A 25,285-nucleotide genomic window follows, 5' to 3' on the forward strand; every position below is an offset into this window, starting at 1 on the left:
GCGGCCTCGGCCGCCCCGGACGGACAAGGCGTCGCACCGCCCGCGTGACGCAACCCGGCCCGGCGACCCCGCCCGCGGCCGACCGCATGCCGTCCACCGACGCCCGAAGTCCGCGTGCCCCGGGCGAGTCGGGCCCGTTTCGGCTACCTGTCGCCGAGTCGATACGTCAATCGACCGAGTGGCATCACCCGGTTGGTGGTTACTTCACGCCCTCTCGCGCGGTTGGGTCGGCATGAAGATCCTGCGGGCCCCGTTCGGGCCGTGGCCCACCGAGACGTTCGAGACCCCCGTCTACGAGGCGTTGGTCGCGGAGTGGCGCGACTCGGGCCGGGAGGTGCCGCAACTCGTGGACCGACCGCACGACCGCCGGGCCCGGCACGCGCGCCCGTCCCGCCCCGGGCCCCGGTCCGGCCGCCCCTGATCCCACGGGCCCACCCGCTTCGCGGCGGACCGCACGAGTGCGCCTGGCGGCGATCTGTGGTACGTCGAGATCCGCGACACGACACAACACCTGGTGGTGCAACGAGCACCCCGCCACTACATATATGCTCTGCGACGCAGCTGGTTCGCCGTTCCGAGTTCAGCGGAAAGGCGAAGCAAGAGGGAATCCGGTGTGAAGCCGGGACTGCCCCCGCAGCGGTGAGCGGGAACGAACGTCGTCATGGAGTGCCGAACGCCGAGAGGTATTCGGGAAGCGACGACCACTGGGAACTCCGCGGTCCGCCGAGCACACCGTGCCCGGCGGTGCCCCGGCATGCCCGCGAGTCCGAATACCTGCCGGCTGCCCGTGCCCTCGGGCACGGGGTCACTTGTACGTACGAGCTCGCGAGGAGAGAGCACGTGACCGTTGTGGACAGCGTGGGCACGACCCGGATGCGGATCGACGAAAGCCCCGAGGACCAACTGGCGACCCTGGTGCGCATCCAGGCGCGCGATCTGCCGGAGGTCGATCCGGATCGGGTCGTCCGCCGGGTCGTCGCGGGCCTGAACGAGGGCGCGGACAAGGGCGCGGCCGCCGACCTGGCGGTGCGTACCGCCGCCGAGCTGATCGCCGAGGAGCCCGCCTATTCGCGGCTCGCCGCGCGCCTGCTCGCCGGCCGGATCGCGGACGAGGCCTCGGAGGCCGGCGTCACCTCGTTCAGCGCCGGCATCGCGCTCGGTCGCCGGGAGGGCGTCATCGGCGCGGAGACCGCGGCGTTCGTCGCGAAGCACGCCGCCGAGTTGGACGCCGCCGTGGACGTCGAAGGCGACCGCCGGTTCGAGTACTTCGGCCTGCGCACGGTGTACGACCGCTACCTGCTGCGCCATCCGGTCTCGCGCAAGGTGGTCGAGACGCCGCAGCACTTCCTGCTGCGGGTCGCGTGCGGCCTGGCCCAGGAGCCCGGCGAGGCGATCGGCTTCTACCGGCTGATGTCCTCGCTCGCCTACCTGCCCAGTTCACCGACGCTGTTCAACTCCGGCACGGTGCACACCCAGATGTCCTCGTGCTACCTGCTCGACTCGCCCAAGGACGAGCTGGAGTCGATCTACGACATGTACGGGCGGATCGCCCGGCTGTCGAAGTTCGCCGGCGGCATCGGCGTGGCGTGGTCGCGGGTGCGTTCGCGCGGCTCGCTGATCCGGGGCACCAACGGGCACTCCAACGGCATCGTGCCGTGGCTCAAGACTCTCGACTCGTCCGTGGCCGCGGTCAACCAGGGCGGTCGGCGCAAGGGCGCGGCCTGCGTGTACCTGGAGACCTGGCACCCGGACATCCTGGAGTTCCTCGAACTGCGCGAGAACACCGGTGAGGACGCGCGTCGCGCGCACAACCTCAACCTGGCCAACTGGGTGCCGGACCTGTTCATGCGCCGGGTCCAGGAGGACGGCGTCTGGTCGCTGTTCGACCCGAACGAGCTGCCCGAACTGCCCGACCTGTGGGGCGCCGAGTTCGAGCGGGTCTACGAAGCCGCCGAGCGGGACGGCCGGTTCGTCCGGCAGTTGCCCGCGCGCGACCTGTACGCCCGGATGATGCGCACGCTCGCGCAGACCGGCAACGGCTGGATGACCTTCAAGGACGCCGCCAACCGCACCTGCAACCAGGCCGCGGAGCCGGGCAACGTGGTGCACCTGTCCAACCTGTGCACCGAGATCCTCGAGGTCACCAGCGACGGCGAGACCGCCGTGTGCAACCTCGGCTCGGTCAACCTCGGCGCGCACGTGATCGCCGGAGAGGGCATGGACTGGGACAAGCTGCGCGCGACGGTACGCACCGCAGTGGTCTTCCTGGACCGGGTGATCGACATCAACTACTACCCGACCGAGCAGGCCGCCGCGTCCAACCCGCGCTGGCGCCCGGTGGGCCTGGGTCTGATGGGCCTGCAGGACGTGTTCTTCACGCTCGGCTTGCCGTTCGACTCGATCGAGGCACGCGAGTTGTCCACGCTGATCTCCGAGGAGATCTACCTCACCGCGCTGGAGACCTCCTCGGCGCTCGCCGAAGTGCACGGCCCGCACCCGGCGTACGCCGAGACGCATGCCGCGCGCGGCCGGCTCCAGCCGGACCTGTGGGAGGGCGTGTACCCGTCCCAGACCAAGCGCTGGGACGCGCTGCGCACGCGGGTGGCCGAGCACGGCCTGCGCAACTCGCTGCTCGTGGCGATCGCGCCGACCGCGACCATCGCCTCGATCGCGGGCGCCTACGAGTGCATCGAGCCGCAGGTGTCGAACCTGTTCAAGCGCGAGACGTTGTCCGGCGAGTTCCTCCAGATCAACGCGTACCTGGTGCGCGAGCTCAAGGCCCGCGGCCTGTGGACCCCCCAGGTCCGCGACCGGATCAAGCGCGCCGAGGGCTCGGTCCAGGGCATCGCCGAACTCCCCGAGGACGTGCGCGAGTTGTACCGCACCGCGTGGGAACTGCCGCAGCGCGCGCTGATCGACCTGGCGGCGGCCCGCTCGCCGTACATCGACCAGTCGCAGTCACTGAACCTGTTCATGGCCGACCCGACCATCGGCAAGCTGTCCTCGATGTACCGCTACGCGTGGTCCACCGGCCTGAAGACCACGTACTACCTGCGCTCGCGCCCCGCGACGCGGATCCAGCAGGCGACCGTGCCCGCGCAGGCGTCTGCCGCGCCGGTCGAGGAGATCTCGGACGTCGCCGCCTCTGATGTCGACATCATTGCCTGCTCGCTGGAGAACCCCGAAGCATGTGAGGCGTGCACGTGAGCCTGCTCGATCCCGGAATGAACCTCACGCTGCGCCCGATGCAGTATCCGGACTTCTACGAGAAGTACCGCGCGGCGATCCGCAACACCTGGACGGTCGAAGAGGTCGACCTGCACAGCGACCTCGCCGACCTGGACAAGCTCAGCCCGGCGGAGCGCCACCTCGTGCAGCGCCTGGTCGCGTTCTTCGCGACCGGTGACACGATCGTGGCGAACAACCTGGTGCTGAACCTGTACCGGCACATCAACTCGCCCGAGGGCCGGTTGTACCTGTCGCGGCAACTCTTCGAAGAGGCCGTCCATGTGCAGTTCTACCTGACCCTGCTCGACACCTACATGCCCGACCACGAGGAGCGCGAGCAGGCGTTCGCCGCGGTCGAGCACATCCCCTCGATCCGGCGCAAGGCGGAGTTCTGCTTCCGCTGGATCGACTCGGCGATGGGCCTGGACCGGCTCGAATCGCGGGACGACCGGCGGCAGTTCCTGCTCAACCTGATCTGCTTCGCGGCGTGCATCGAGGGCCTGTTCTTCTACGGCGCCTTCGCGTACGTGTACTTCCTGCGCTCGCGCGGTCTGCTCAACGGCCTCGCCTCGGGAACCAACTGGGTCTTCCGCGACGAGTCCGCGCACATGGACTTCGCGTTCTCGGTGGTCGAGACGGTGCGGGCCGAGGAGCCCGACCTGTTCGACGACGAACTCGCCGCGGACGTCCGGCGCATGCTGGCCGAGGCGGTCGAGGCGGAGACGGCGTTCGCCGAGGACCTGCTCCAGGGCGGCGTGTCCGGGATGACGGTCGCGGACATGCGCTCCTACCTGGAGCACGTGGCCGACCGCCGGCTGGCCCAGCTGGGCATGGCGCCGGTCTACGGCTCGGCGAACCCGTTCGGCTTCATGGAGCTCCAGGACGTGCAGGAGCTCTCCAACTTCTTCGAGCGGCGGGTCTCCGCCTACCAGGTCGCGGTCACCGGCTCGGTGTCCTTCGACGAGGACTTCTGAGCCTGCGGCGTCGCGCTCGTCGAACCGCCGTGCCATCCCCTTTCCGGGACGGCACGGCGGTTTCGCGTTCTCGCGCGGTGCGGCCTGATCCGCGGCGGTGCGCGGATCGGCTCACGAGCGTTCGGCCGCCCGGCGGCGCAATGCCGTCGCGGTCGCCTCGTCGGCGGGGAGGAACGCCTCCAGGTGCAGTTCGGCCAGGGTGACGTCGGTGGCCGTCGCGAAGGACGTCAGCGTGGTCAGCAGGCGCAGCTCGCCCGAGCCGTCCGGGTCGCGAAGGCGCAGCGGGACGGCGAAGCCCAGGTGGTCGGGGCCGAGTTCGGCGTCCGGGACGTAGCCGCGCAGTTCCTCGATGAAGGCATCCAGCAGCGGGTCCGGGCTGCGCAGCGCCTGGGCGCGCATGTTCTCCAGCACGTGGTGGCCCCACGCGTTCAGGTTCTGCACGCGCGGCGCCATGCCCTCGGGATGCAGCATCAGCCGCAGCATGTTCATCGGGGCCCGGAGCAGTTCCGGGGACGCTCCTTCGGTCAGCACGTCGATCGCCGCGTTCGCGGCGACGATCTGCCCGTACGGGCGCAGCACCATCGCCGGGTAGGGCAGGTGGCCTTCGAGCACCGCACGCAGTGCGTCGTGTACCGGCCGCAACATCGGTGCGTCCAGGGCCGATTCGGGGAAGACCGGCGCGAATCCGGCGGTGTGCAGCAGCGCGTTGCGCTCGCGCAGGGACAGGCCGAGCGACTCGGCGAGTCGGATGATCATGGTCCGTCCGGGACGGGATCGGCCGCTCTCGATGAAGCTGAGATGCCGTTGGGAGGTCTCCGCACGGGCGGCGAGTTCGAGTTGGCTCAGCCGTCGGGCGGTGCGCCAGCGCCGCAACTCGGCGGGGAAGTCCGGGACATGGGTCCGGGTCGTCATCGTGCTCATGAGGCAGTTCTAGGCAATCGAGGGTATCGCCGGCAATTCCCTCGCGGGAATTGTCCGCCCCGGACGCCGGTCGCATGATCGTTCCCACGGCCCGCCGAACGGACGGGCCGACCAGTCGCGGAAGGCAATCCCATGAAGAGCTACCACCTGCGGCCCGGCGCCGGCATCGACGGCATCACGGTCCGTGAGCACGAGCAGCCGGAGCCGGGTGCCGGTCGGGTGCTGGTCCGGGTCCGGGCGACCTCGCTGAGTCTGCGCGAACTACTGGTCCTGGACGGCGGCTATCCGCTGCCGGTGCTGCCCGACACGATCCCGGGCTGCGCCGGGGTCGGCGAGGTGGTCGCGATCGGGGCGGACGTCACTCGGTTCCGGCCGGGCGACCGGGTGGCCGCGACCGTGTTCCCGGACTGGATCGATGGGCCGTTCGCGCTGGACTACGCCGCGCAGTTGGGCAGCTCACGCGACGGCGTGCTGACCGAGTTCGCGGTGGTCGGCGAGCAGGCGCTCGTACACATTCCCGAGCACCTGTCGTACGAGGAGGCCGCCGCTTTCCCGCTGACCGCGGTGACGGCGTGGAACGCGCTGACCGGGGGTCGGGCGCCGCTGCCCGGCGAGACGGTGCTGACGCTCGGTACCGGTGCGGTGTCGCTGTTCGCGGTGCAGTTCGCCAAGATGTTCGGTGCGCGGGTAATCACCACCACGTCGAGCCCGGACAAGGCGGCGCGGCTGCGTGCGCTGGGCGCGGACGAGGTGGTCGACTACCGCGAGCACCCGCGCTGGGGCGAGGAGGTACGCCGCGTGACCGGCGGACGCGGGGTCGACCGGGTCGTCGACGTCGCGGGCAACCTGACCCAGTCGCTCGCGGCGACCGCGCTCGGCGGCGAGATCGCCTTCGTCGGGCACTGGCTGGGTGCGGACGCCCCCGACGCGTCGCCCTCCGCGTCGGCGCTGTTCAACGCGGGCGCCGTGCTGCGTCCGCTCGCGGTGGGCAGTCGCGCGCAGTTCGAGGCGCTGAACCGCGCGGTGGAGGCCGCACGGCTGCGCCCGCTGATCCACCGCGAGTTCTCCTTCGACGAGGTTCCGGAGGCGCTGCGCTACTACCGCAAGGGCGGCTTCATGGGCAATGTCGTGATCGGCCACCCCTGAGCACGTACCTGCACCGCCCGGGAGCCACCCGGCCGGACACCCGTCGCCCCGTCCACCTGTGCCGGGACGGCCGTGCGCTCACTGCTCCCGCAGTGCCGCTCGGCCCACCTGGCGCAGGTGCGCGGCGCGGTTTCGCCGGCCTCCCTCCGCGCGCTCCAGCGTCAGCTCGGCCCGGCGGCCCCGCAGCGTGAGCGTCATCAGGTGGTTGCCGAACCACGGACCACCCAGTTTCGTCCACTCGACCGGCAGCGGGTTCAGCCGCGCGTGCCACGCCAGGGCGCGACCCAGTCGGGTCGCGACGCGGCCCCAGCCGAAGCGGAAGCCGATCCGGATCGCCGGCGGGACCGAATTGTGCACCGGCGAGCAGGTCAGCTGGTAGACCCGGGCCGACTCGTCCGGATCGTCCCCTGCCCGCGGCCCCTCCCCCGGGACGAGCCAATGCGCCTCGGCCGCGTACACGTGGTGCACGTCGCCCGACAACACGCACACGGTCGCCGGCACCGGCCCACCCGCGCGGGGTCCGTGCAGCGCGATTCGGCCGAGCAGCGCGGACAACGCCTCGAACGAGTGGCGAAACGCGGCCCAGTGCTCCAAGTCGCCCGCCCGCCGCAGCCACTCGCTCCACCCCGCGGCCCGAGGCCCCCGGGCGCCCGCGCACAGCGCCTCGTTCCACGACTCCAGGTCGTGAATGCCGTGCGGCAGCAGCCAGGGCAGCGAGGTACCGATCAGCAGGTGGTCGTATCCACCCTCGTCCGCCTGCTCGGTGATCCAGGCCAACTCGTCCGCGCCGATCATCGCCCGGCCGTCGCCGGTCAGCACCCGGCCGGCGCGCGAGTCGATCATCAGCAGTCTGGTTCGGCCGAAGTCACGTCGGAAACTCCACCGCGTGGTCGCCTTGCCGTCCGCCTCAGCGTCCGCGCGCAGTGCGAACTCGTGCAGCAGCGGCCCGACGTCCTCACCCGGCGGCGCCGCCCGGACGGCCGCGAGCAGTTCGTCGCGTGCCAGCGCGGCCGGGTCGAGGTTGCCCACGTGCTGGTAGATCCAGTACGACGCGAGCGCGCCCGCGATCCGCTCCGACCACCACTCGGTCGCCGCCATCTCGGTACGCCACGCATGCGAGGTGTTCCAGTCGTCGATCACGTCGTGGTCGTCGAAGATCATCGCGCTCGGCACGGTGGACAACAACCAGCGGATCTGCGGATCGGACCACGACTCGTGATAGAGCAGCGTGTACTCCTCGAAGTCGGCGATCTGCGGACCCGGCGCCTTGGTCAGGTCACGCCGGCGGGCGAGCCGGTTCTGCATCGCGCGTGAGGTCTCGTCCGCGTACACCTGATCGCCGAGCAACAGCAGCGCGTCCGGCAGCGGTTCGTCGGGCGAGCGCATCAGCCGACGGGCGAGCGTGTCCAGCGCGTCCGGGTCCATCCGGCGCTCCTCGCCCGCCTCGGTGGCCGGCGGACTCGACCACCGACAGGACCCGAACACCACGCGCAGGTCTCGTTCCTCCTCGTCCGAGGCGGTGCGCAGCACACTCGGCGGCCGGTTCGAGTGTTCCTCCGGCCAGCACACCCGCTCGTCCAACAACACCCGGTACTCCCGCGACCTGCCCGGGGTGAGCCCTTCGAGCACCACCAGCACGTAGTGATGCCCGAACACGTTCCAGGTGGCGGCCTCGGCCACGCCGTCCTCACACGCCACGGTCACCACACACGGCGCGTCGGTCTCCACCCACACAGTGGCACTCGTACGATCCACGTGCCGCAGCACGGGACCGAGCAGCAATTCGGCCATCTTCCTCGGCCCTCCCACCCTCGTCGACGCACTCCGTGGCAGGTGCCTGCCCGGCACCGCGGGCCCCAATACTCGCCCCGCCTGCGGACTCGCGGATACCGTATGCGGCTTCGCGGCCCGTGCGGTGCGCGGCGTCCGCGAGCCGTTACGGATCGCGACGTGCCCGAGCCGTTACGGTATGCGGCGTGCCGAGCCGTTCTCGAGCCGTACCGGAGGCCGTGTCGTGCCCGATCCGCCCAGTGCGTCGCCGAACCCGAGCGCCCGGCCGGTGTTCGATCGCCCGGTGTTCGATCGCCCGGTGTTCGATGCGCACCTGCACATCGTCGACCCGCGCTTCCCGCTCGTCGCCAACCACGGCTACCTGCCGCCGACCTTCACCGTCGCCGACTACCTCGCCCGGACCGCCCCCCTAGGCGTGACCGGTGGTGCCGTGGTGTCCGGCTCGTTCCAGGGCTTCGACCGGACGTATCTGCTCGACGCGCTGCGCCGGCTCGGTCCGGGCTTCGTCGGCGTGACCCAACTCCCGGCCGATGTCGCGGACCGCACGATCCTCGAGCTGGACGCCGCGGGCGTGCGCGCGGTCCGGTTCAACATCCGTCGAGGCGGCTCCGCGCGGATCGGGCAGTGGGATCGGCTCGCCCGACGCGTACACGACCTGGCCGAATGGCATGCCGAGCTGTACGTCGACGCCCGCGACCTGCCCGACCTGGTGCCCTCGCCGGCCACGCTCCCGAAGCTGAGCATCGATCACCTGGGTCTGTCCCGGGAGGGCTTGCCGCACCTGCTGCGACTGGTCGAGCGCGGGGTCTATGTCAAGGCCACGGGTTTCGGCCGAGTCGACCTGGACGTCCCCGCCGCGCTGCGGGCCGTGCTCGCCGTCGCCCCGCACGCGCTCGTGGCCGGCACCGACCTGCCCTCCACCCGCGCGCCCAGGCCGTTTCGCGACGCCGACCTCGACGTGATCGCCGAGGCGGCCGGCCCGGAGCTGGCCGGCGCCGTACTGCACGACAACGCGCGGGCCCTGTACGGCCCGCGCCGGGACGCGGCACCGGCGTCCGACTGACCCGAGCGACCCGCCGTCTCGGTCGCTCGTCGGGTGCGATCGGTCGCCGGGCTCGGTCGTGGTCGGGCTCAGTCGCCGGCGGCCAACGCCCGGACCGTGTCCATGTCGTCCGCCTCCGCCGCCGTCTTGTCCTCGCGGTAGCGCAGCACCCGGGCGAATCGCAGCGCCAGCCCGCCCGGATAGCGGGTACTGGTCTGCAATCCGTCGAAGGCGATCTCGACCACGAGTTCGGGCCGCACCCACACGGTCCAGTCGTCCCGGCGAACGGCCAACTCCTGCAATCGCTCGGTCTGCCACGCGAGCAGCTCGTCGGTGAGCCCCTTGAACGTCTTGCCGAGCATCACGAACCCGTGCCCGCCCGGATCCCGCGCGCCCAGGTGCAGGTTGCTCAGCGTCCCGCGGCGGCGCCCGTGGCCCCACTCGGCGGCCAGCACCACCAGGTCGAGGGTGTGCCGCGGTTTGACCTTGACCCACCCGGCGCCGCGCCGACCCGCCGTATAGGGGGTGTCCGACGACTTGACCACCACACCCTCGTGCCCATGCGCGACCGCGTCGGCGAAGAACGCGTCGGCTGCCGCGTCGTCCCCGGTGACCAAACGAGGCACCAACAGTTCGGCCGGTGCGAGCGCTTCGAGCGCGGCCCAGCGCTCGGCGCCCGGCCGGTCGATCAGGTCCGCACCGTCCACGTGCAACGCGTCGAACAGGTACACCGTCAACGGCGTGTCGGCCCGCAGCCGCGCGGCGTCGTGGGTGCCGGTCCGGGACGCGGTGATCTGGAACGGATGCGGCCGGCCGTCCGGGCGCAGCGCGATCGCCTCGCCGTCGAGCACCACGGCGCGCACCGGTAGCACGCGCACCGCCTCGACCAACTCCGGGACGCGCGTGGTGATGTCGTCCAGGCTGCGGGTGAACACCGCGACGTGGTCGCCGTCGCGGTGGATCTGCACCCGGATGCCGTCGATCTTCCACTCCAGCGCGACCCTGGCATCCGGGTCCTTGGCCCGCAGCTTGGTCAGCGCGGCGGGCACGTCCGGCGCGGAGGCGGCCAGCATCGGGCGCACCGGGTGGCCCACCTCCAGGGTGAAGGCGGCGAGCGCGGCCTCGCCGCCGGCGAGCGCCGCGGCGGCCACCGGGCCGGCGGCGCCGCGCAACATCAGTGCCCGCCGCACCGCCGTCACCGGTACCTCGGCGGCCCTCGCGACGGCGTCCGCCATCACCCCGTCCAGCGCGCCCTGCCGCACCTCGCCGACCAACAACCCGATCAGGAACCGCTGCTCGACCGCGGTGGCCCGGGCGAACAGGGCCTCGATCAGCGCCCGTCGAGCAGCCTGCGACCCGGCGCCGGTGGTGGTGCCGACCGCTTCCAGCGCGGTGTCGACCTCCAGCAGGGTCAGCGACGGCGTACCGGCCGGCTCCGGCAACGCGCGCAACGCGGCGGGCCCGACCCCGATCTGCCGCTGGGTGAGCGCGCCCGCCAGATAGGCCACCAGCACGGTCGCCTCCGCCGGATCCGCGCGCCGCAGACACCCGGCCACCAACTCCGCCTTCGCGGTCCGTCCATCCTCACTCGCGATCTCCCGCGACACGACAGCCACCTCATGAAACATCAGCGACCCCACGCCACGACTCCTCACGCCGAACACCTCCCCCAACCATCGCCCCACCCACCCCAACTCATGCCCCCAACCCCCATCCAGCCGAGCCACCCCGAAGCAAAAGCACACCGGGCAACACGGGCGGGGCCGGAGCAACGGGGCGAACGGGGCAGAGCGGGTCGGGGCGGGCACGGCGGGCACGGCGAGGCCGGCGGAGCAGGCCGACACGGCGGGCACGGCGGGCACGGCGGGACTGAGCGAACAGAGCACGGCACGGCGACGCGGGTGGAGCGCGGCGCGGTGGGCGGGGCGGCGCAGCGCGGGCAGGCAGGCAGGCAGCGACCGGTGGCGGATCTCCCGGCTGCCCACACGCGGGACGCGCAGCACGTTGCCAAGCGCAGCTCGCGCATGCCGCCACAACACGTTGCCGATCCTCAGCTCGCGCATGCGGACACAGCACGTTGCCGGGCCCCAACTCGCGCATACCGCCGCAGCTCGCGTGGGTCGGGGTCTTGACGGAGCTCGGGATCTCGGCTCCGAAGCGCCGATGGGCCGGGGCGCGGGGCAAGCCCCCGGGTCCCGGCCCAGCACGGCGATCGATGCGGCAAGCCGCGATCGGTTCGGCTACAGGATCGCGCCCGGGCGGTACTTCGCCGCCTCCGGATGCTTCGCGGCCACCGTCTCCACCCGCCGGACCACCTCGGCCACCTGGGCCGCCGCCGCGCCGGTGAAGGACAGCCGGTCGGCGAGCAGCGTGTCCAGCGCCGCACGGTCCAGCGGCAGCCGCTCGTCGGCGGCGAGCCGGTCGAGCAGTTCGTTGCGCTCGACGCCCTCGCGCAGCGCCAGCGCGGAGGCGACCGCGTGCTCCTTGATCACCTCGTGCGCGGCCTCGCGCCCCACACCGCCGCGGATCGCGGCCATCAGCACCTTGGTCGTGGCCAGGAACGGCAGGTAACGGTCCAGCTCGCGGGCGACCACGGCCGGGAACGCGCCGAACTCCTCCAGCACGGTCAGGAACGTCTCGATCAGGCCGTCGAACGCGAAGAACGCGTCCGGCAGCGCGACCCGACGCACCACCGAGCAGGACACATCGCCCTCGTTCCACTGATCGCCCGCGAGCTCGCCGACCATCGAGGCGTAGCCGCGCAGGATCACCGTGAAGCCGTTCACCCGCTCGCACGAGCGTGTGTTCATCTTGTGCGGCATCGCGGACGAGCCGACCTGGCCGGGTTGGAAGCCCTCGGTGACCAGCTCGTGCCCGGCCATCAGCCGGATCGTCTTGGCCAGCGACGACGGCGCACCGGCCAGCTGCACCAGCGCGGTGACCACGTCGTAGTCGAGCGAGCGCGGGTAGACCTGGCCGACCGAGACGAACGCGTGCTCGAAGCCCAGGTGCGCCGCGACGCGCCCCTCCAGCTCGGCCAGCTTGTCCTCGTCGCCACCGAGCAGGTCGAGCATGTCCTGTGCGGTGCCCACCGGACCCTTGATCCCGCGCAGCGGGTAACGGGTGATCAGGTCGTCGAGGCGGCTGTAGGCGACCAGCAGCTCGTCGGTCGCCGAGGCGAACCGCTTGCCCAGCGTGGTGGCCTGCGCGGCGACGTTGTGCGAACGGCCCGCCATGACCAGCTCGGCGTGTTGCGCGGACAGCTCGGCCAGCCGCACCAGCAGGGCCACCACCCGATCGCGGACCAGTTCCAGCGACGATCGAATCTGCAGCTGCTCGACGTTCTCGGTCAGGTCGCGCGAGGTCATGCCCTTGTGCACGTGCTCGTGGCCGGCGAGGGCGTTGAACTCCTCGATCCGGGCCTTGACGTCGTGCCGGGTGACCCGCTCGCGCTCGGCGATCGAGGCCAGGTCGACCTGGTCGATCACCCGCTCGTAGTCGGCGACCGCACCCTCGGGCACCTCGATGCCCAGGTCGGCCTGGGCACGCAGGACCGCGAGCCACAGTCGGCGCTCCAGCACCACCTTGTGCTCGGGGGACCACAGCGTGGCCAGTGCCGGGGAGGCGTAGCGGTTGGCCAAAACGTTCGGAATGCGGGGCTTGCGCACAGGCTGGGACGTCACGAGCGGCGAGTTTACCGAGCCGTGGCAGCCGCCCACGACGTACGTCCACGTTCGCGCCTCGCGGCGCCCGCACGCGGGGGCGTGGACCCGTCCGCGAGCGTGCTTTCGCCCCGTCCCCGATGCGGCCCTTAACGTACGTCCATGTTCGTCGCGCGCTCGCTGGTCCTGTTCGTACTCGCCGCCCTCGCCGAGATCGGCGGCGCGTGGCTGGTCTGGCAGTCCGTACGCGAGCATCGGCCGTGGTGGGTGGCCGGCCTCGGGGTGATCGCGCTGGGCGTGTACGGCTTCGTGGCCACCCTCCAGCCGGACGCGAACTTCGGCCGGATCCTGGCCGCGTACGGCGGTGTCTTCGTCGCGGGTTCACTCGCGTGGGGGATGGTCGTGGACGGTTTCCGCCCGGACCCCTGGGACCTCGCCGGGGCAACCGTCTGCCTGGCCGGCGTCGCCCTGATCATGTACGCGCCGCGGCGTTGACGCCGCGTCACAACCCGTGTCCCGCACCGCATGTGCCGACCGCCGCCGGGTAGACGCCGGCCATCGCGGGACGACGTTGGGGGCGGGCACATGGGCAGGTGGCAGGACGCACGAAACGCGCGCAGGGCACGAGCCGAGCGCGAGGAGCGGACTGCCCGTGCACTGCGCGGCGACGGCAGTCGCACGGCAGCGGACACCGAGCGGCCCGGTAGACCCGACGTGGCCGAGGAGCGAACCGGTAAGGTCCCGGGCCCGCGCGAGACCGACCGCCCGAGATCCGAGCATCCACCCACCGGGGCGGTGGACCTCGCCAAGCCCGAGCACGGCACCGAGGACACCGCCGAGGGCACCGCCGAGCGGGCGCCGGCCCCCGAGAATCTCCCCGAACGCCCCGGCGACCTGCCCAAGTCGTCGTGGTTCAAGGCCGCGTGGCGCACGATCCGGGAGTTCAAGGAGGACGACCTCAACATCTGGGCCGCCGCGCTCACCTATCAGAGCGTGCTGTCGATCTTCCCGGCACTGCTGGTCGTGGTCTCGCTGGTCGGCCTGGCCGGTCGCTCCGCCACCGACGCACTGACCGAGAACGTGCAGAGCGTGGCGCCCACCGAGACGCATCAGATCGTGATCAACGCGATTCAAAACCTCGAACACAGCCGGGGCACCGCCGGCCCGCTCGCGCTGGCCGGCCTGGGTCTGGCGCTGTGGTCGGCCTCGGGCTATGTCGCCGCCTTCATGCGCGCGTGCAACACGATCTACGACGTGCCCGAGGGCCGGCCGCTGTGGAAGACGGTGCCGACCCGGATCGCGGTCACCGTGGTGACCCTGCTCCTGCTGTCGATCTGCGCGATCGCGGTGGTGTTCACCGGCTCGCTGGCCAAACAGGCCGGACACGCGCTGGGGGTGGGCGAGGCGGGCGTGCTGCTGTGGGACTACGCGAAGTGGCCGGTGCTGATCGTGGTGGTCAACTTCCTGTTCGCGCTGCTGTACTGGGCCGCGCCGAACGCCAAACAGGGCTTTCGCTGGATCACTCCCGGCGGCATCCTCGCGGTGCTGCTGTGGGCCTTCTTCTCCGCCGCTTTCGCCTACTACGTGGCCAACTTCGGCACCTACAACAAGACCTACGGCACGCTCGCCGCGGTGATCGTGTTCCTGATCTGGCTGTGGTTGACCAACATGGCGATCCTGCTCGGCGCCGAGTACAACGCCGAGATCGAGCGGGCCCGGGCGATCGCCGGCGGCCACCCGCCGACCCTGGAGCCGTACGTCCGGATGCGCAACGCACCCAAACCCAAGGGTGCCTGGAAACGATGGTTCCGGTTCGGTCGCACACCCGAGGCGGAGCGGGCAACCGAGGAGTAGACAATCGAGGTCATGGACAAGATCCGGCCCGCGTACGAGGAACTGGGCGCCGAGGGCTTCTATGCCACCCACGGGGCGCAGTACCGCAACCCGCACGAGCCGCGTGTGCGGGCGGTACTGGCCCAGGCGTTGGCGGAGCCGGTGGCCGCCGAGCCGAAGCTCCTCGACAGTGTGCTCGACCTGGCCTGCGGCAGCGGCGAGGCCACTCTCGCGCTGCGTGAACTCGGTGCGCGCGAGATCTCGGGCATCGATCCGTACACGGGCGTCGCCTATCGCGAGCGGACCGGGACCGACGCCGAGGCGTTGCGCTTCGAGGAGATCGCGGCGGGCGCGTTGGCGGGCCGCACGTACTCGCTCGTGGTGTGCACGTACGCACTGCACCTGCTCGCCGAGTCCCGACTGCCCGCGCTGGCCTACGCGCTGACTGAGGTCACGTCCGCGTTCGTGGTGGTGACTCCGCACAAGCGTCCGGTGTTGCGGCCGGAGTGGGGGTGGCACCTGCGGCGGGAACTGGTCGTGGATCGGGCTCGGGCCCGGCTGTATCGGACTTCGCCCGAGCCCGTCGAGGCGACTGGGCCACGGTGACGCCGGCGCTGGCGATCACCACCAGCGCGATACCCGCGATCTGGATCGGCACGAGCGACTGATGCAGCACGAGGAATCCGGCGATCGCGGCCACGGCCGGTTCGAGGCTGGCCAGCAGCCCGAACATCGCGGGCGTCAGATGCTTCATCGCGAGCATCTCGAAGCTGTACGGCAACGCCGAGGACAGCAGCGCGACGCACGCGCCCAAGCCGAGCACCTTGGGCTCCAGGAGCGCGCTTCCGGCCGTGGCCACGCCGAACGGGGTGACCAGCACCGCGGCCACCGCGAAGCCGAGGGCCAGGCCCTCGACGCCGTCGAAGCGCTTGGAGATCTTCGAGGCGACCACGATGTAGCCCGCCCAGCAGGCCGCCGCCGCCATGACGAAGGCGACGCCGACCGGGTCCAGACCGCTGAAGCCGCCGCGACCCAGGAGCAGCACACCGACGGCCGCGAGCACGATCCATGTCATGTCGCGCAACCGGCGCGACAACACCACGGCCAGACCGAGCGGCCCGAGAAACTCCAGCGTGACCGCCGGGCCCAGCGGCAGCCGTTCTATCGCTTCGTAGAAGAACATGTTCATGCCCGCGAACATCACGCCCAGGCCGACCACCACGAGCCAGTCCGCACGGGTGCGCCCGCGCAGCCGCGGCCGGGCGAAGGCGAGCAGGATGCTCGCGGCCAGCACCAGCCGCAGCGTGACCGCGCCGGCGGGTCCCACGGACGGGAACAGCCGGGCCGCGAACGCCGCGCCGAACTGGATCGAGCACGCGCTCGCCAACACCAGCAACACCGAGCGCCCCTGTGCGCCCGGCAGCAGCCGGTCGACGAATGCGGGCAGCGCACGCGAGGTCGCATCGGGGGTGGCGCGGGAGGTCATTCCTCGACACTACGGACATCGTCAAGCCGGTTCAGACACCGGCCCCGGACGTCGCGGATTTGCGATCCCGGACCACCTTGCGCAGGGCCTCGGGCACCGGGCCCAGGCCGGCCTCCAGCTCCCGGATACGGCCCTTGGCGGCTCGGCGTTCCCGACCGCCGAGCACGACACGCAGTTCGCCCTCGTAGGCCAGCGCGGCCAGCGCCGCGTCCGTCGCCGGGACGCGTGCGACTGGCCGGCCCGGCTTGACCGCGTCCCACATCGCCTTGGTCGCGGCGGCGCGCAGTTGCGGTTGGCGCAGGAGCATCCGCCGGCCCGGGATGATGCCCAGGAACCGGTGCGACTCGAATCTGATCACCCGCTCGCGTTCGAGCCCGGCGCCGACCCGCCCGATGGCCTGCCGGTCGCCCTTCTTGATCCAGTGGCGCCATCGGTGGGGCCGTTCGCTCGCGGTGATCCTGCCCAGCAGCTCGGCCGCCAGGTCGCAGTCCGGAGCGGCGACACCCCGACGGGCGATCGCCGTAACCTTGCCTGCGTCGTCACGGATGAGGCCCTGCTCGTACAGGTCGTACAGGGCCGCGGCCTGGAGCGTTGCCCCCAGGTTGCTTCGGCTCAGCAGTCGTTGCCGCTCGGGACTGTAGGCGAGCAGAAACACTCGCCGGGCCAGGGACACGTTCACGTCGACCTCCTCGGCGCCAGGGCGTCGCGTCGTCTTCGGGCTTGTCGTCACGGCGCGGTACCGATGTCGCCGGCGTCGCCGTGGCCGCGGCCACGATTGCCGGCACCGCCAGGATCGTCTCGATCGCCACCGTCGCCTCCGCCGGGCTCGGTATCGGACTCGGTATCGGACTCGGACTCGGACTCGGTATCGGTATCGGATTCGGTATCGGATTCGGTATCGGATTCGGACTTGTGGGACTCGTCGGACGCGGGCCCGCCGGACCCGCCGGACACGGACTCGGCTCCGGGGGTCGCCTGACGGGCGGGGGCGGCCTTGGGGGGTCGGCCCCGGCGGGCCGGACGGCCGGCGTTGCCCGGCATCCGGCCCGCGTCGCCCAGGGAGCGCCGCAACAGGAACTCGATCTGCGCGTTGGTGCTGCGCAGTTCGTCGGCGGCCCACTTGGCGATCGCGTCGTGCACCGCCGGGTCCAGGCGAAGCAGGATCTTCTTGCGCTCGGTCACGAAGACCGACTATGCGTAGAGGGAACCGGTGTTGACCACCGGCTGGGTGGCCTGGTCGCTGCACAGCACCACGAGCAGGTTGCTGACCATCGCCGCGCGGCGGTCGTCGTCCAGCTCGACCAGGTCGCCCTCCTCCAGCCGGTTCAACGCGAGTTCGACCATGCCCACCGCGCCCTCGACGATCCGCTGCCGGGCCGCGACCACCGCGCCCGCCTGCTGGCGGCGCAACATCGCCTGGGCGATCTCCGGCGCGTAGGCCAGCCGGGTGATCCGCGACTCGACCACGCTGACCCCGGCCGAGGCGACCCGCGCACCGATCTCCGCGGAGAGCTTGCCGGTGATCTCGTCGGCGTTGTCACGCAGGGACATGCCGCCGTTGCCGTGGTCGTCGTACGGGTAGCTGTTGGCGATGTGCCGCACCGCGGTCTCGGTCTGTATCGCGACGAACTCCTCGAAGTCGTCCACCTCGAACTTGGCCTGTGCGGTGTCCTCGACCTGCCACACCACGACCGCGGCGATCTCGATCGGGTTGCCGTCGTTGTCGTTGACCTTGGCGGTCTGCGTCTCGTGGTTGCGGATGCGCGTGGAAACCTTGGTGCGGTCGGTGAACGGGTTCACCCAGCGCAGGCCGTCGCGGCGCAGCGTGCCCTTGTAGTGCCCGAAGAGCTGGAGCACTCGGGCTTCACCGGGGGCCACCGTGGTCAGACCGCAGAGCGCGAACAGCGCCGCGACGATGATCACGATGCCGGCGGTGACGGCCGCGACCTTTTGACCGTCGTGCAGCAGAGCGCCGAAGACGGTGAGCCCGACGCCGCCGGCGACGAAGAGCACGCCGACCGTGAGTGCGGGCAGACCGGAGACGCCGGTCACCACCTTTTCCCGGACCTGAGGGGCCGGCATTTCCACGATGGACTCGGGACCGAGGTCGCTCATGTGGTCACTCCTGCTCGATTTGGCTTGCCATCACCATCATAGCAAAGTGATATCACTTTATGCCAAGGGACAACCCTCTCTCCCACACGCCGCCCAGCCGGGCGCCGACCGGCGGGAGGCGCGGGCGCGTGAGCGGCCGACCCGAGGGGCACACGCGGCGCGGGCGCGAGTGGCGCGAGTGGCGCGGGCGGGCCGGACGTCCGGCCGGGCGGAGCGCGGGCGCGGGCACGGGCACGGTCGTGCCGGCATCCGCCTCGGTCTCTATGGCCAGGACGTACTCGACCCCGGCGGCGAGCAGGAACTCGTTCACCTCGACCGGGTCCGGGGCCTCCAGAACGCGCAGTACGAAGAACGCGCGGGCCGGGTCGGGCCGGACAGCCGACCGAGCGCCTGCTCGATCGCGCCGCCGGCCGTGGGAACAGCCGCAGGACCCAGACCCACGGAAGCAAGCACCCGACGTCGCGCCGATCGGTTCAGGCGCATCGCGCCGCGCACGATGCGCAGCGGGACGCGGTCGGCATCGCTGATGCTTACGAGGCCGGGGCCGCGCCCCGAGTCGCGCCACCGACCCCGCAGCACCCGATCCGACCGTCAGCCGGCTCCGGCGAAACCCGACTCGTAGGCGGCGATCACCGCCTGGGTGCGGTCGCGGGCGCCCAACTTGCCCAGCAGTGCGCTCACATGGCTCTTGACCGTCTCGGTGCCCAGGAACAGTTCGGCGGCGATCTCGGCGTTGTTCAGCCCTCGGGCCATCGCCCGCAGCACGTCGGCCTCGCGGTCGGTCAGATTGGCCCGGGCCACCGCGTCACCGTGGGCCGCCTTCCCGTGGCGTTCGACCAACGCCCGCAACTTGGCCGGGAACAGCAGGGAATCTCCGGTGGCCAGCGCTCGCACCGCTCCGGTGATCTCGGCGGGGCGGGCTCGCTTGAGCAGGAAGCCGTGTGCCCCGACCCGCAGCGCCTCGTAGACGTATTCGTCGTTCTCGAAGGTGGTGATGATCAAAATCTTGGGCGGCTGATCGAGGTGCGCGAGCAGGTCCCGGGTGGCCTGGATCCCGTCCACGCGCGGCATGCGCACGTCCATCGCGACCACGTCCGGGCGCAGCGAGCGGACCAGCGAGAGCACGCCTGCGCCGTCGTCGGCCTCGCCCACGACCTCCAAGTCGGGCTGTGCGCCCAGGATGGCCCGCAGGCCCGCCCGGACCAGTTCGTCGTCGTCTACCAGCAGGATCCTGATCGTCACGACGCCCACCGTAGAGGCAAACGCACGTGCACCCGCCAGTAGCCGTCGTGCACACCGGCGGTGGCCTCGCCGCCAAGCAGCGCGGCCCGCTCGCGTATGCCCCGCAGTCCGCTGCCGCTGCCGGCGCCGACCACCCGCCGCTCCGCTCCCGCTGCGGGCGCGCTGCTCAGCACGGTCAGCTCGACGTCGTGGTCGTCCACCGCCACGGTCACATCGACTGGCACCGGGCCCGCGTGCCGCAGCACGTTGGTGAGCGACTCCTGCACGATCCGATAGCCCTCGCGCGAGATCACCGCCGGCACCGCGTCGACGGCGCCCGACACCCGCAGTGCGACCGAGGCCCCCGCGCCGCGTGTGCCATCGACCAGCACCTTGAGCTCGGGCAGGCCGGGGCGAGGTGCGGCCGGCTCCGGGGCGTCACGCAACAGCAGCAACATGCGTTCCAGGTCTTCCAGAGCTTGCCGGCCGGTCTCCTCGATCGCTTCGAGCGCCCGGTCCGCGAAGGCGGGATCGGTGTCCAGCAATTGCCGGGCGGCGCCGGCCTGAAGCACCGTCACCGACAGGGCATGGCCGATCGAGTCGTGCAATTCGCGGGCGAGCCGATTGTGTTCGAGCAGTTGCTCGGTCCGCCGCTCGGCTATCGCGAGGCGCTCGTTCGCGGACGGCCCGAGCAGCCTGGCGCCAAGCCGGGTGAGCACCCAACCCACGCCGGCCAGGTAGTAGAGCGCCCCGACGATGACGAGCACGCCCAGCGGGATCAGCCACCAATGCCCGACACCGCCCGCGAAGGTGAGCCCGTTGAACGTCACACCCATATCCGTGGCCGGCGACACGATCATCGCGATCCCCACGAACACCGACTGGCCCGTGAGCGCGAGGCCGACCCAGGCCAGGTCGACCCGCAACACGAGCCACAGCGCGGTACGCCATCGGTCCGCCCACCCCTGGGACCGGGTGACCACGATGTCGCTCTCGTCGCCGGGACGCAGCAGCAGCCGGGCCAGGAACCCCTCAAACCGGCGCGCCTCGGCGAGCAGCCCGAACGCGACCAGGATCGGAATCGGTACGACCAACAACGCGATCCCGTTGGCGACCCCGCCCTCCTCCTCCAGGCCCGGGTACACCAGAGCGACCGCGACGCCCAGTGCCAAGGCCGTGAACAGGTGGAAGGCCCGCGTGTAGGTGGAGGCCGTGACGAGCGGCCGGGTGAGGCGGGTGAGCGTGGTGCGAAGTGGCGCGATGCGGGACATGCCGCCATCCTGCCTGGTCGTCGTGCGCGCGACCTCCCCCGCCCGGGGGAGACCATCCCCACGGTTGGGGGATCCGGCGGAGGGTCCCGAAATCGCAGTCTTGAGGCACCGCAGCAACCGGGCGGCGCCCACTCCGAAGCAGCCGAGGGAGCACAGCAGATGATCCGCATCCGCAACCTGACGAAGCGTTATGGCGACGTTCTCGCGGTCGACGACCTCGACTTCGAGGTCGCCGCCGGCACGGTGACGGGCTTCCTCGGGCCCAACGGCGCGGGCAAGTCGACGACCCTGCGGATGGTGCTCGGTCTGGACCGGCCCACCGCCGGGGCCGCGACGATCGACGGCCGGGTCTACGGCGAACTGCACGAGCCGCTGCGTCATGTGGGAGCGCTGCTGGATGCGGGGGCTGTGCACCGGCGGCGCCGGGGCCGCGACCATCTGCTCTACCTCGCGCGGTCCAACCGCATACCGGACCCCCGGGTGGACGAGGTGCTCGACCGGGTCGGCCTGACCAACGCGGCTCGTCGTCGGGCCGGCACCTACTCGCTCGGGATGCGCCAGCGTCTGGGCATCGCCGCCGCGTTGTTGGGCGATCCGGGAGTGCTGATCTTCGACGAACCGGTCAACGGCCTCGATCCGGAGGGCATCCGGTGGATCCGCGACCTGATCCGGTCGCTGGCCGCCGAGGGCCGCACGGTGTTCCTGTCCAGTCATCTCATGAGCGAGATGGCGCTGACCGCCGACCACCTCGTGGTGATCGCCGGCGGGCGCCTGTTGGCCGACACCTCGCTGGCCGAGTTCGTCGGCGAGGGCGAGTCCTTGGAAGACGTCTATCTCCGGCTGACCGCCGGACACGAGCAGTTCGTGGGAGGTGGCCGCGCATGAGCACGGCAACGACACAGATGCGCGGCACGTTCCCGGCGGCGCTGCATGCCGAATGGACCAAGCTCCGCTCGGTGCCCTCGACCCGATGGTTGCCGGTGGTCGCGGTGGCGCTGACCGTGGGCGTCGGCATATTGGTCGACGCGTTCGTCGCCGAGGGCCAACGCCGCGAGGACGGCGCGGAATACGACCCCTTCACCCTCGTGCACTACGGCATCAACGTCGGCCAGATAGCGCTGGTGGCCTTCGCCGTGTTGGCCGTGGCGGGCGAGTACGGCAGCGGCACCATCCAGGCCTCGCTCGCGGCGGTGCCCGACCGCCGTGTGTTCGCGGCCGCGAAGTTGACCGTGATCACCGCGGTGGCGCTGGTCACCGGCATCGTCTCGAGTCTGGCCTGCACGTTGTCGGCCCGGGTGTTCATGCCCGACGGCGACATCTCGCTGACCACCACGGAGACCTGGCGTACGGCCTTCGGTCAAGCGGCCTACCTGCTGCTGTTGGCGGTGATCTGCGCCGGCGTCACCTTCGTGCTGCGCACGCCGATGGCCTCGATGGGCCTGCTGATACCGCTGATCCTGCTGGGCACCACCGCGCTCACCGCGATACCGGGCGTGCGCAAAGTGGCCAGGTTCCTGCCGGACCGGGCCGGGCAACGCATCATGCGGCTGCACGACTTCAACGCCAACGAACTCGATCCGTGGGCGGGCCTGGCGGTGATGGTGGTGTGGGCGATCGCCGCAGCGGCCACCGCGCTGATGGTGGTACGCCGGCGCGACGCCTGACACCGACGCGATCCTCCGGTTACCCAGGGTCACTTGTGGGCATTCCAGGGCGCATGTCCAGATGGCGGCGGCGCGAGACGGCGGCAGGGAAGCCCCTGCCGCCCACCCGGCGCAACACCGAGTTCCTGCTGCTCGTCTTCGCGGTCCTGGTCCCCGTCTTCGCCTACGCGAACGTCGGCCTGACCAAGGACGGCTCGGTTCCACCGGATACCGCAAAATACGGACTCGGGCTCGGCTTTCTCGTGCTGATCGCCCACATTCTGGTGCGCCGCTTCGCACCGTATGCCGACCCGGTGCTGCTGCCGATCGCCGCACTGCTCAACGGCCTGGGGCTGGTGCTGATCTACCGACTCGACCTGGAAACGCCGAAGGTGCAGGCCGCGCCCTCGCAACTGATGTGGTCGGCCATTGGAGTGATCCTGTTCGCGGTGGTGATGATCGCCGTGCGCGATCACCGCACCCTGGGCAAGTACGCATACCTCGCGGCTGCCGTGGCCCTGTTCCTGATGATCGTCCCCGTCTTCTTCCCGGCCATCAACGGCGCCAAGGTGTGGATCCGACTGGGCCCCTTCTCGCTACAGCCCGGCGAGTTCGCCAAAATCATCCTGGTCGTCTTCTTCGCGTCCTACCTCGCCACCACGCGCGAGACGCTGATGATGATCGGCCGTCGGTTCTGCGGCGTGAACCTGCCGCGCGGCCGCGACCTCGGGCCGGTCGTCGCGGTCTGGTTGGCCTCGGTCGGCATCCTGATCCTGGAGCGCGATCTGGGCACGTCCCTGCTCTACTTCGGCGCATTCGTGGTGATGCTCTACGTCGCAACCGCACGCATCAGCTGGATTCTGGTCGGCCTCATCCTAATCGCACTCGGCGCGTTCGTGGTCGGCTCCGCCGAACCCCACGTGCACAGCCGCGTGCAGAACTGGCTGGATCCGTTCGCGAGCATCCACGCGGGGCTCGGCCCGGGCCAACTGGCCCAGTCCCTGTTCTGTTTCGCGGCCGGCGGCCTGCTCGGCGCCGGCCTCGGTTTGGGGCACTCGATCCTGGTCGGCTTCGCCGCCAAGAGCGACTTCATCCTGGCCACCGTCGGCGAGGAGCTCGGACTGACCGGCATCGCCGCGCTGTTCGTGCTCTACGCGCTGCTGGTCGCGCGCGGCTTCCGGGCCGGCTTGACCGCGCCGGACGCGTTCGGCTCGCTGCTCGCCTACGGCCTCTCCGCCGTGCTGGCCATCCAGGTGTTCGTGGTCGCGGGCGGAGTGACCGCGCTGATCCCGCTCACCGGCATGACCATGCCCTTCCTCGCTCAGGGCGGCTCGTCCGTGGTCACCAACTGGGCACTGATCGCACTGCTGATGAAGGTCAGCGACCGGGGCCGCCGACCACCCGCGCCGATCGAGGAACCCAGCCCGCTGCCCGAGGAGGTGCACGCGTGATCATCACCGCCCGGCGAGCGGCCGGATTCTGTCTGCTGCTGCTTTTGGCGCTGCTCGGCAACGGCACCTGGCTCATGGCGCACAAGGCCGACGCCTACGACCACATGACGGGCAACCGCCGTCCGCAGATCGTGCGTTACCAGCAGGCACGCGGCGACATCCTGGTGGCCGACCGGCCGATCACCGGTTCGCCGCACACCGCCACATCCTCCGACCTGGCCTACGGCCGCAGCTACACCGACGGCCCGCTCTACGCCCCGGTCACCGGCTACGCATCCCAGCTCTACGGCGCCTCGCTGCTCGAAGGCGTCGAGGACGACCTCCTGGCGGGCACCGATCCGCGGCTGGGCGCATGGCCGGTAATCACCGCGATCACCCGCAGGCGCAGTCCCGCCGGCAACGTGGCCACCACGATCCTGCCCGCCGCCCAACAGGCCGCGTTCGCCGGCCTCGCGAGCACCGGCAACAAGGGCGCGGTGGCCGCGCTCGACCCCGCCACCGGCGCGATCCTGGCCCTGGTGAGCACGCCGTCCTACGACCCGGGCAGGCTGGCCGGTGCCAACAAGGCGACCCGGACCGCATGGACCACGCTGGACGCCGACCCCGACCGGCCGATGCTCAATCGCGCGCTGCGCGAGACCTATCCCCCGGGCTCCACTTTCAAGGTGGTCACGGCCGCGGCGGCGCTCGCCTCGGGCATGGTCGCCGATCCGGACAAGCCGACCGCTTCGCCCGATCCCTATCCGCTGCCCGAGTCGCGCACCCGACTCGGCAACGAGGTCTCCGGCTGCCGCGACGCGTCGCTGCGCTACGCGCTGGCTATGTCCTGCAACACTGTGTTCGCCAAGCTCGGGGTCGACATGGGCGCCGAGGTGATGCGCCGGCAGGCCAAAGCGTTCGGCTTCGACGATCCGAAGCTGCGGATCCCGATCGCGGTCACCGAGAGCGTGTTTCCGAGACATCCGGATCGCCCGCAGACCGCACTGTCCTCGATCGGCCAGTTCGACACCCGGGCCACCCCGCTCCAGATGGCGATGGTCGCCGCAGGCGTCGCCAACGACGGCGAGGTGATGCGGCCGTACCTGGTCGAGCGGCTCACCCGCAGCGACGGCAGCACCGTGCACACCACCGACCACGAGACCCTGGCCCGCGCGGTCTCCCCGCCGGTGGCACGCCGATTGCAGAAGATGATGGAGGACGTGGTCACCACCGGCACCGGCGGCAACGGGCGGATCGACGGCGCCGTCGTCGGCGGCAAGACCGGCACCGCCCAGCACGGCGAGAACAACCGGGCCGTGCCCTACGCCTGGTTCATCGCCTACGCGAAGGCCGGCGCCGACGCCAAACCTGCCGTGGCGGTCGCCGTCGTGGTCGAGGACGGCTCGGCCGACCGCGCCGACATCACCGGCGGCGGCCTCGCCGCCCCGATCGCCAAGGCCGTGATGTCCGCGGTGTTGGCCACTCGATGAGCACCCCGCCGGGGCCGCCTCGCCGCCGGCTC

The 25,285-nt window shown here is 71.1% G+C and carries 21 protein-coding genes, 2 pseudogenes and 1 riboswitch; of the genes and pseudogenes, 12 read left to right on the forward strand and 11 right to left on the reverse strand.

Annotated elements, in window-relative coordinates; translation table 11 throughout:
- The first annotated feature begins 232 nt into the window (after window positions 1-232).
- The 3 genes from ABZS54_RS22860 to ABZS54_RS22870 all read left to right on the forward strand — a co-directional run bounded on the left by ABZS54_RS22860 (window position 233) and on the right by ABZS54_RS22870 (window position 4,202).
- Window positions 233-421 carry a hypothetical protein gene (locus tag ABZS54_RS22860; protein WP_355538984.1) on the forward strand — a complete coding sequence of 63 codons (189 nt, stop codon included), beginning with the start codon at window positions 233-235 and terminating at the stop codon, window positions 419-421.
- 124 nt (window positions 422-545) lie between these two features.
- Window positions 546-797, forward strand: a riboswitch (cobalamin riboswitch).
- Window positions 798-873: 76 nt separating this feature from the next.
- Complete coding sequence (locus ABZS54_RS22865; protein WP_355539088.1) at window positions 874-3,207, forward strand: ribonucleoside-diphosphate reductase subunit alpha; 2,334 nt, start codon at window positions 874-876, stop codon at window positions 3,205-3,207.
- Window positions 3,208-3,224: 17 nt separating this feature from the next.
- The gene (locus tag ABZS54_RS22870; protein WP_355539091.1) at window positions 3,225-4,202 is read left to right on the forward strand and encodes a ribonucleotide-diphosphate reductase subunit beta; all 978 of its coding nucleotides are present in this window, start codon (window positions 3,225-3,227) and stop codon (window positions 4,200-4,202) included.
- A gap of 111 nt (window positions 4,203-4,313) precedes the next feature.
- On the opposite strand, the gene ABZS54_RS22875 is transcribed toward ABZS54_RS22870, so the two are convergent.
- A complete protein-coding gene (locus ABZS54_RS22875) occupies window positions 4,314-5,123 on the reverse strand; it encodes a helix-turn-helix transcriptional regulator (RefSeq protein WP_355538987.1) in 810 nt (269 codons plus the stop codon).
- A 132-nt stretch (window positions 5,124-5,255) separates the two neighbouring features.
- Here ABZS54_RS22875 and ABZS54_RS22880 point away from each other — a divergent pair, with 132 nt between their 5' ends.
- Window positions 5,256-6,269: an NAD(P)-dependent alcohol dehydrogenase gene (locus tag ABZS54_RS22880; RefSeq protein ID WP_355538990.1), complete on the forward strand. Its 1,014-nt coding sequence runs from the start codon at window positions 5,256-5,258 to the stop codon at window positions 6,267-6,269.
- 78 nt (window positions 6,270-6,347) lie between these two features.
- Here ABZS54_RS22880 and ABZS54_RS22885 read toward each other — a convergent pair whose 3' ends face one another.
- Window positions 6,348-8,060 carry an alkaline phosphatase D family protein gene (locus tag ABZS54_RS22885; protein ID WP_355538993.1) on the reverse strand — a complete coding sequence of 571 codons (1,713 nt, stop codon included), beginning with the start codon at window positions 8,058-8,060 and terminating at the stop codon, window positions 6,348-6,350.
- A gap of 283 nt (window positions 8,061-8,343) precedes the next feature.
- Between ABZS54_RS22885 and ABZS54_RS22890 the strand changes: the two genes are divergently transcribed.
- Window positions 8,344-9,123, forward strand: coding sequence for an amidohydrolase family protein (locus ABZS54_RS22890; protein ID WP_355538996.1), 780 nt, complete (start codon window positions 8,344-8,346; stop codon window positions 9,121-9,123).
- Window positions 9,124-9,191: 68 nt separating this feature from the next.
- On the opposite strand, the gene ABZS54_RS22895 is transcribed toward ABZS54_RS22890, so the two are convergent.
- Together ABZS54_RS22895 and purB are read right to left on the reverse strand one after the other, a co-directional pair.
- Window positions 9,192-10,733, reverse strand: a complete 1,542-nt coding sequence (locus ABZS54_RS22895; protein ID WP_355539094.1) for an ATP-dependent DNA ligase — start codon at window positions 10,731-10,733, stop codon at window positions 9,192-9,194.
- A 609-nt stretch (window positions 10,734-11,342) separates the two neighbouring features.
- Window positions 11,343-12,785 carry an adenylosuccinate lyase gene (gene purB, locus ABZS54_RS22900; protein WP_355538999.1) on the reverse strand — a complete coding sequence of 481 codons (1,443 nt, stop codon included), beginning with the start codon at window positions 12,783-12,785 and terminating at the stop codon, window positions 11,343-11,345.
- A 141-nt stretch (window positions 12,786-12,926) separates the two neighbouring features.
- On the opposite strand from purB, the gene ABZS54_RS22905 reads away from it, so the two are divergent.
- The 3 genes and pseudogenes from ABZS54_RS22905 to ABZS54_RS22915 all read left to right on the forward strand — a co-directional run.
- Complete coding sequence (locus ABZS54_RS22905; RefSeq protein WP_355539006.1) at window positions 12,927-13,259, forward strand: YnfA family protein; 333 nt, start codon at window positions 12,927-12,929, stop codon at window positions 13,257-13,259.
- 90 nt (window positions 13,260-13,349) lie between these two features.
- Window positions 13,350-14,618 (forward strand): YihY/virulence factor BrkB family protein, encoded by a 1,269-nt coding sequence (locus ABZS54_RS22910; protein ID WP_355539009.1) that lies wholly within the window; start codon window positions 13,350-13,352, stop codon window positions 14,616-14,618.
- 12 nt (window positions 14,619-14,630) lie between these two features.
- A pseudogene (locus ABZS54_RS22915) lies at window positions 14,631-15,029 on the forward strand (class I SAM-dependent methyltransferase); the annotation flags it as partial.
- A 19-nt stretch (window positions 15,030-15,048) separates the two neighbouring features.
- Here ABZS54_RS22915 and ABZS54_RS22920 read toward each other — a convergent pair.
- From ABZS54_RS22920 to ABZS54_RS22950, 7 genes and pseudogenes are all read right to left on the reverse strand, one after another.
- Window positions 15,049-16,083, reverse strand: a complete 1,035-nt coding sequence (locus ABZS54_RS22920) for a DMT family transporter (protein ID WP_355539011.1) — start codon at window positions 16,081-16,083, stop codon at window positions 15,049-15,051.
- A 31-nt stretch (window positions 16,084-16,114) separates the two neighbouring features.
- Complete coding sequence (locus tag ABZS54_RS22925) at window positions 16,115-16,762, reverse strand: GPP34 family phosphoprotein (protein ID WP_355539014.1); 648 nt, start codon at window positions 16,760-16,762, stop codon at window positions 16,115-16,117.
- A gap of 314 nt (window positions 16,763-17,076) precedes the next feature.
- A pseudogene (locus ABZS54_RS22930) lies at window positions 17,077-17,265 on the reverse strand (hypothetical protein); the annotation flags it as partial.
- A 9-nt stretch (window positions 17,266-17,274) separates the two neighbouring features.
- Window positions 17,275-18,198, reverse strand: coding sequence for an SPFH domain-containing protein (locus tag ABZS54_RS22935; protein ID WP_355539017.1), 924 nt, complete (start codon window positions 18,196-18,198; stop codon window positions 17,275-17,277).
- A 52-nt stretch (window positions 18,199-18,250) separates the two neighbouring features.
- Window positions 18,251-18,508, reverse strand: a complete 258-nt coding sequence (locus tag ABZS54_RS22940) for a hypothetical protein (RefSeq protein ID WP_355539020.1) — start codon at window positions 18,506-18,508, stop codon at window positions 18,251-18,253.
- Window positions 18,509-18,789: 281 nt separating this feature from the next.
- Window positions 18,790-19,440 carry a response regulator transcription factor gene (locus tag ABZS54_RS22945; protein ID WP_355539023.1) on the reverse strand — a complete coding sequence of 217 codons (651 nt, stop codon included), beginning with the start codon at window positions 19,438-19,440 and terminating at the stop codon, window positions 18,790-18,792.
- Entirely contained in the window at window positions 19,437-20,690 is a 1,254-nt protein-coding gene (locus ABZS54_RS22950; protein WP_355539026.1) for a histidine kinase, read from the reverse strand. Before ABZS54_RS22950 ends, ABZS54_RS22945 begins: the two co-directional genes overlap by 4 nt.
- A 159-nt stretch (window positions 20,691-20,849) precedes the next feature.
- Here ABZS54_RS22950 and ABZS54_RS22955 point away from each other — a divergent pair, with 159 nt between their 5' ends.
- From ABZS54_RS22955 to ABZS54_RS22970, 4 genes are read left to right on the forward strand one after another with little or no spacing between them, the layout of a single operon-like run.
- Window positions 20,850-21,575, forward strand: a complete 726-nt coding sequence (locus ABZS54_RS22955; protein WP_355539029.1) for an ABC transporter ATP-binding protein — start codon at window positions 20,850-20,852, stop codon at window positions 21,573-21,575.
- The gene (locus tag ABZS54_RS22960) at window positions 21,572-22,354 is read left to right on the forward strand and encodes an ABC transporter permease (RefSeq protein WP_355539032.1); all 783 of its coding nucleotides are present in this window, start codon (window positions 21,572-21,574) and stop codon (window positions 22,352-22,354) included. Before ABZS54_RS22955 ends, ABZS54_RS22960 begins: the two co-directional genes overlap by 4 nt.
- A gap of 53 nt (window positions 22,355-22,407) precedes the next feature.
- On the forward strand, window positions 22,408-23,784 hold the full coding sequence (locus ABZS54_RS22965) for an FtsW/RodA/SpoVE family cell cycle protein (RefSeq protein ID WP_355539035.1): 1,377 nt from the start codon (window positions 22,408-22,410) through the stop codon (window positions 23,782-23,784).
- On the forward strand, window positions 23,781-25,253 hold the full coding sequence (locus ABZS54_RS22970) for a penicillin-binding transpeptidase domain-containing protein (RefSeq protein ID WP_355539038.1): 1,473 nt from the start codon (window positions 23,781-23,783) through the stop codon (window positions 25,251-25,253). The genes ABZS54_RS22965 and ABZS54_RS22970 overlap by 4 nt, the downstream gene beginning before the upstream one ends.
- Window positions 25,254-25,285 lie beyond the last annotated feature (32 nt).

This window comes from Embleya sp. NPDC005575 (assembly GCF_040605455.1).
In the GTDB taxonomy this organism is placed as follows: domain Bacteria; phylum Actinomycetota; class Actinomycetes; order Streptomycetales; family Streptomycetaceae; genus Embleya.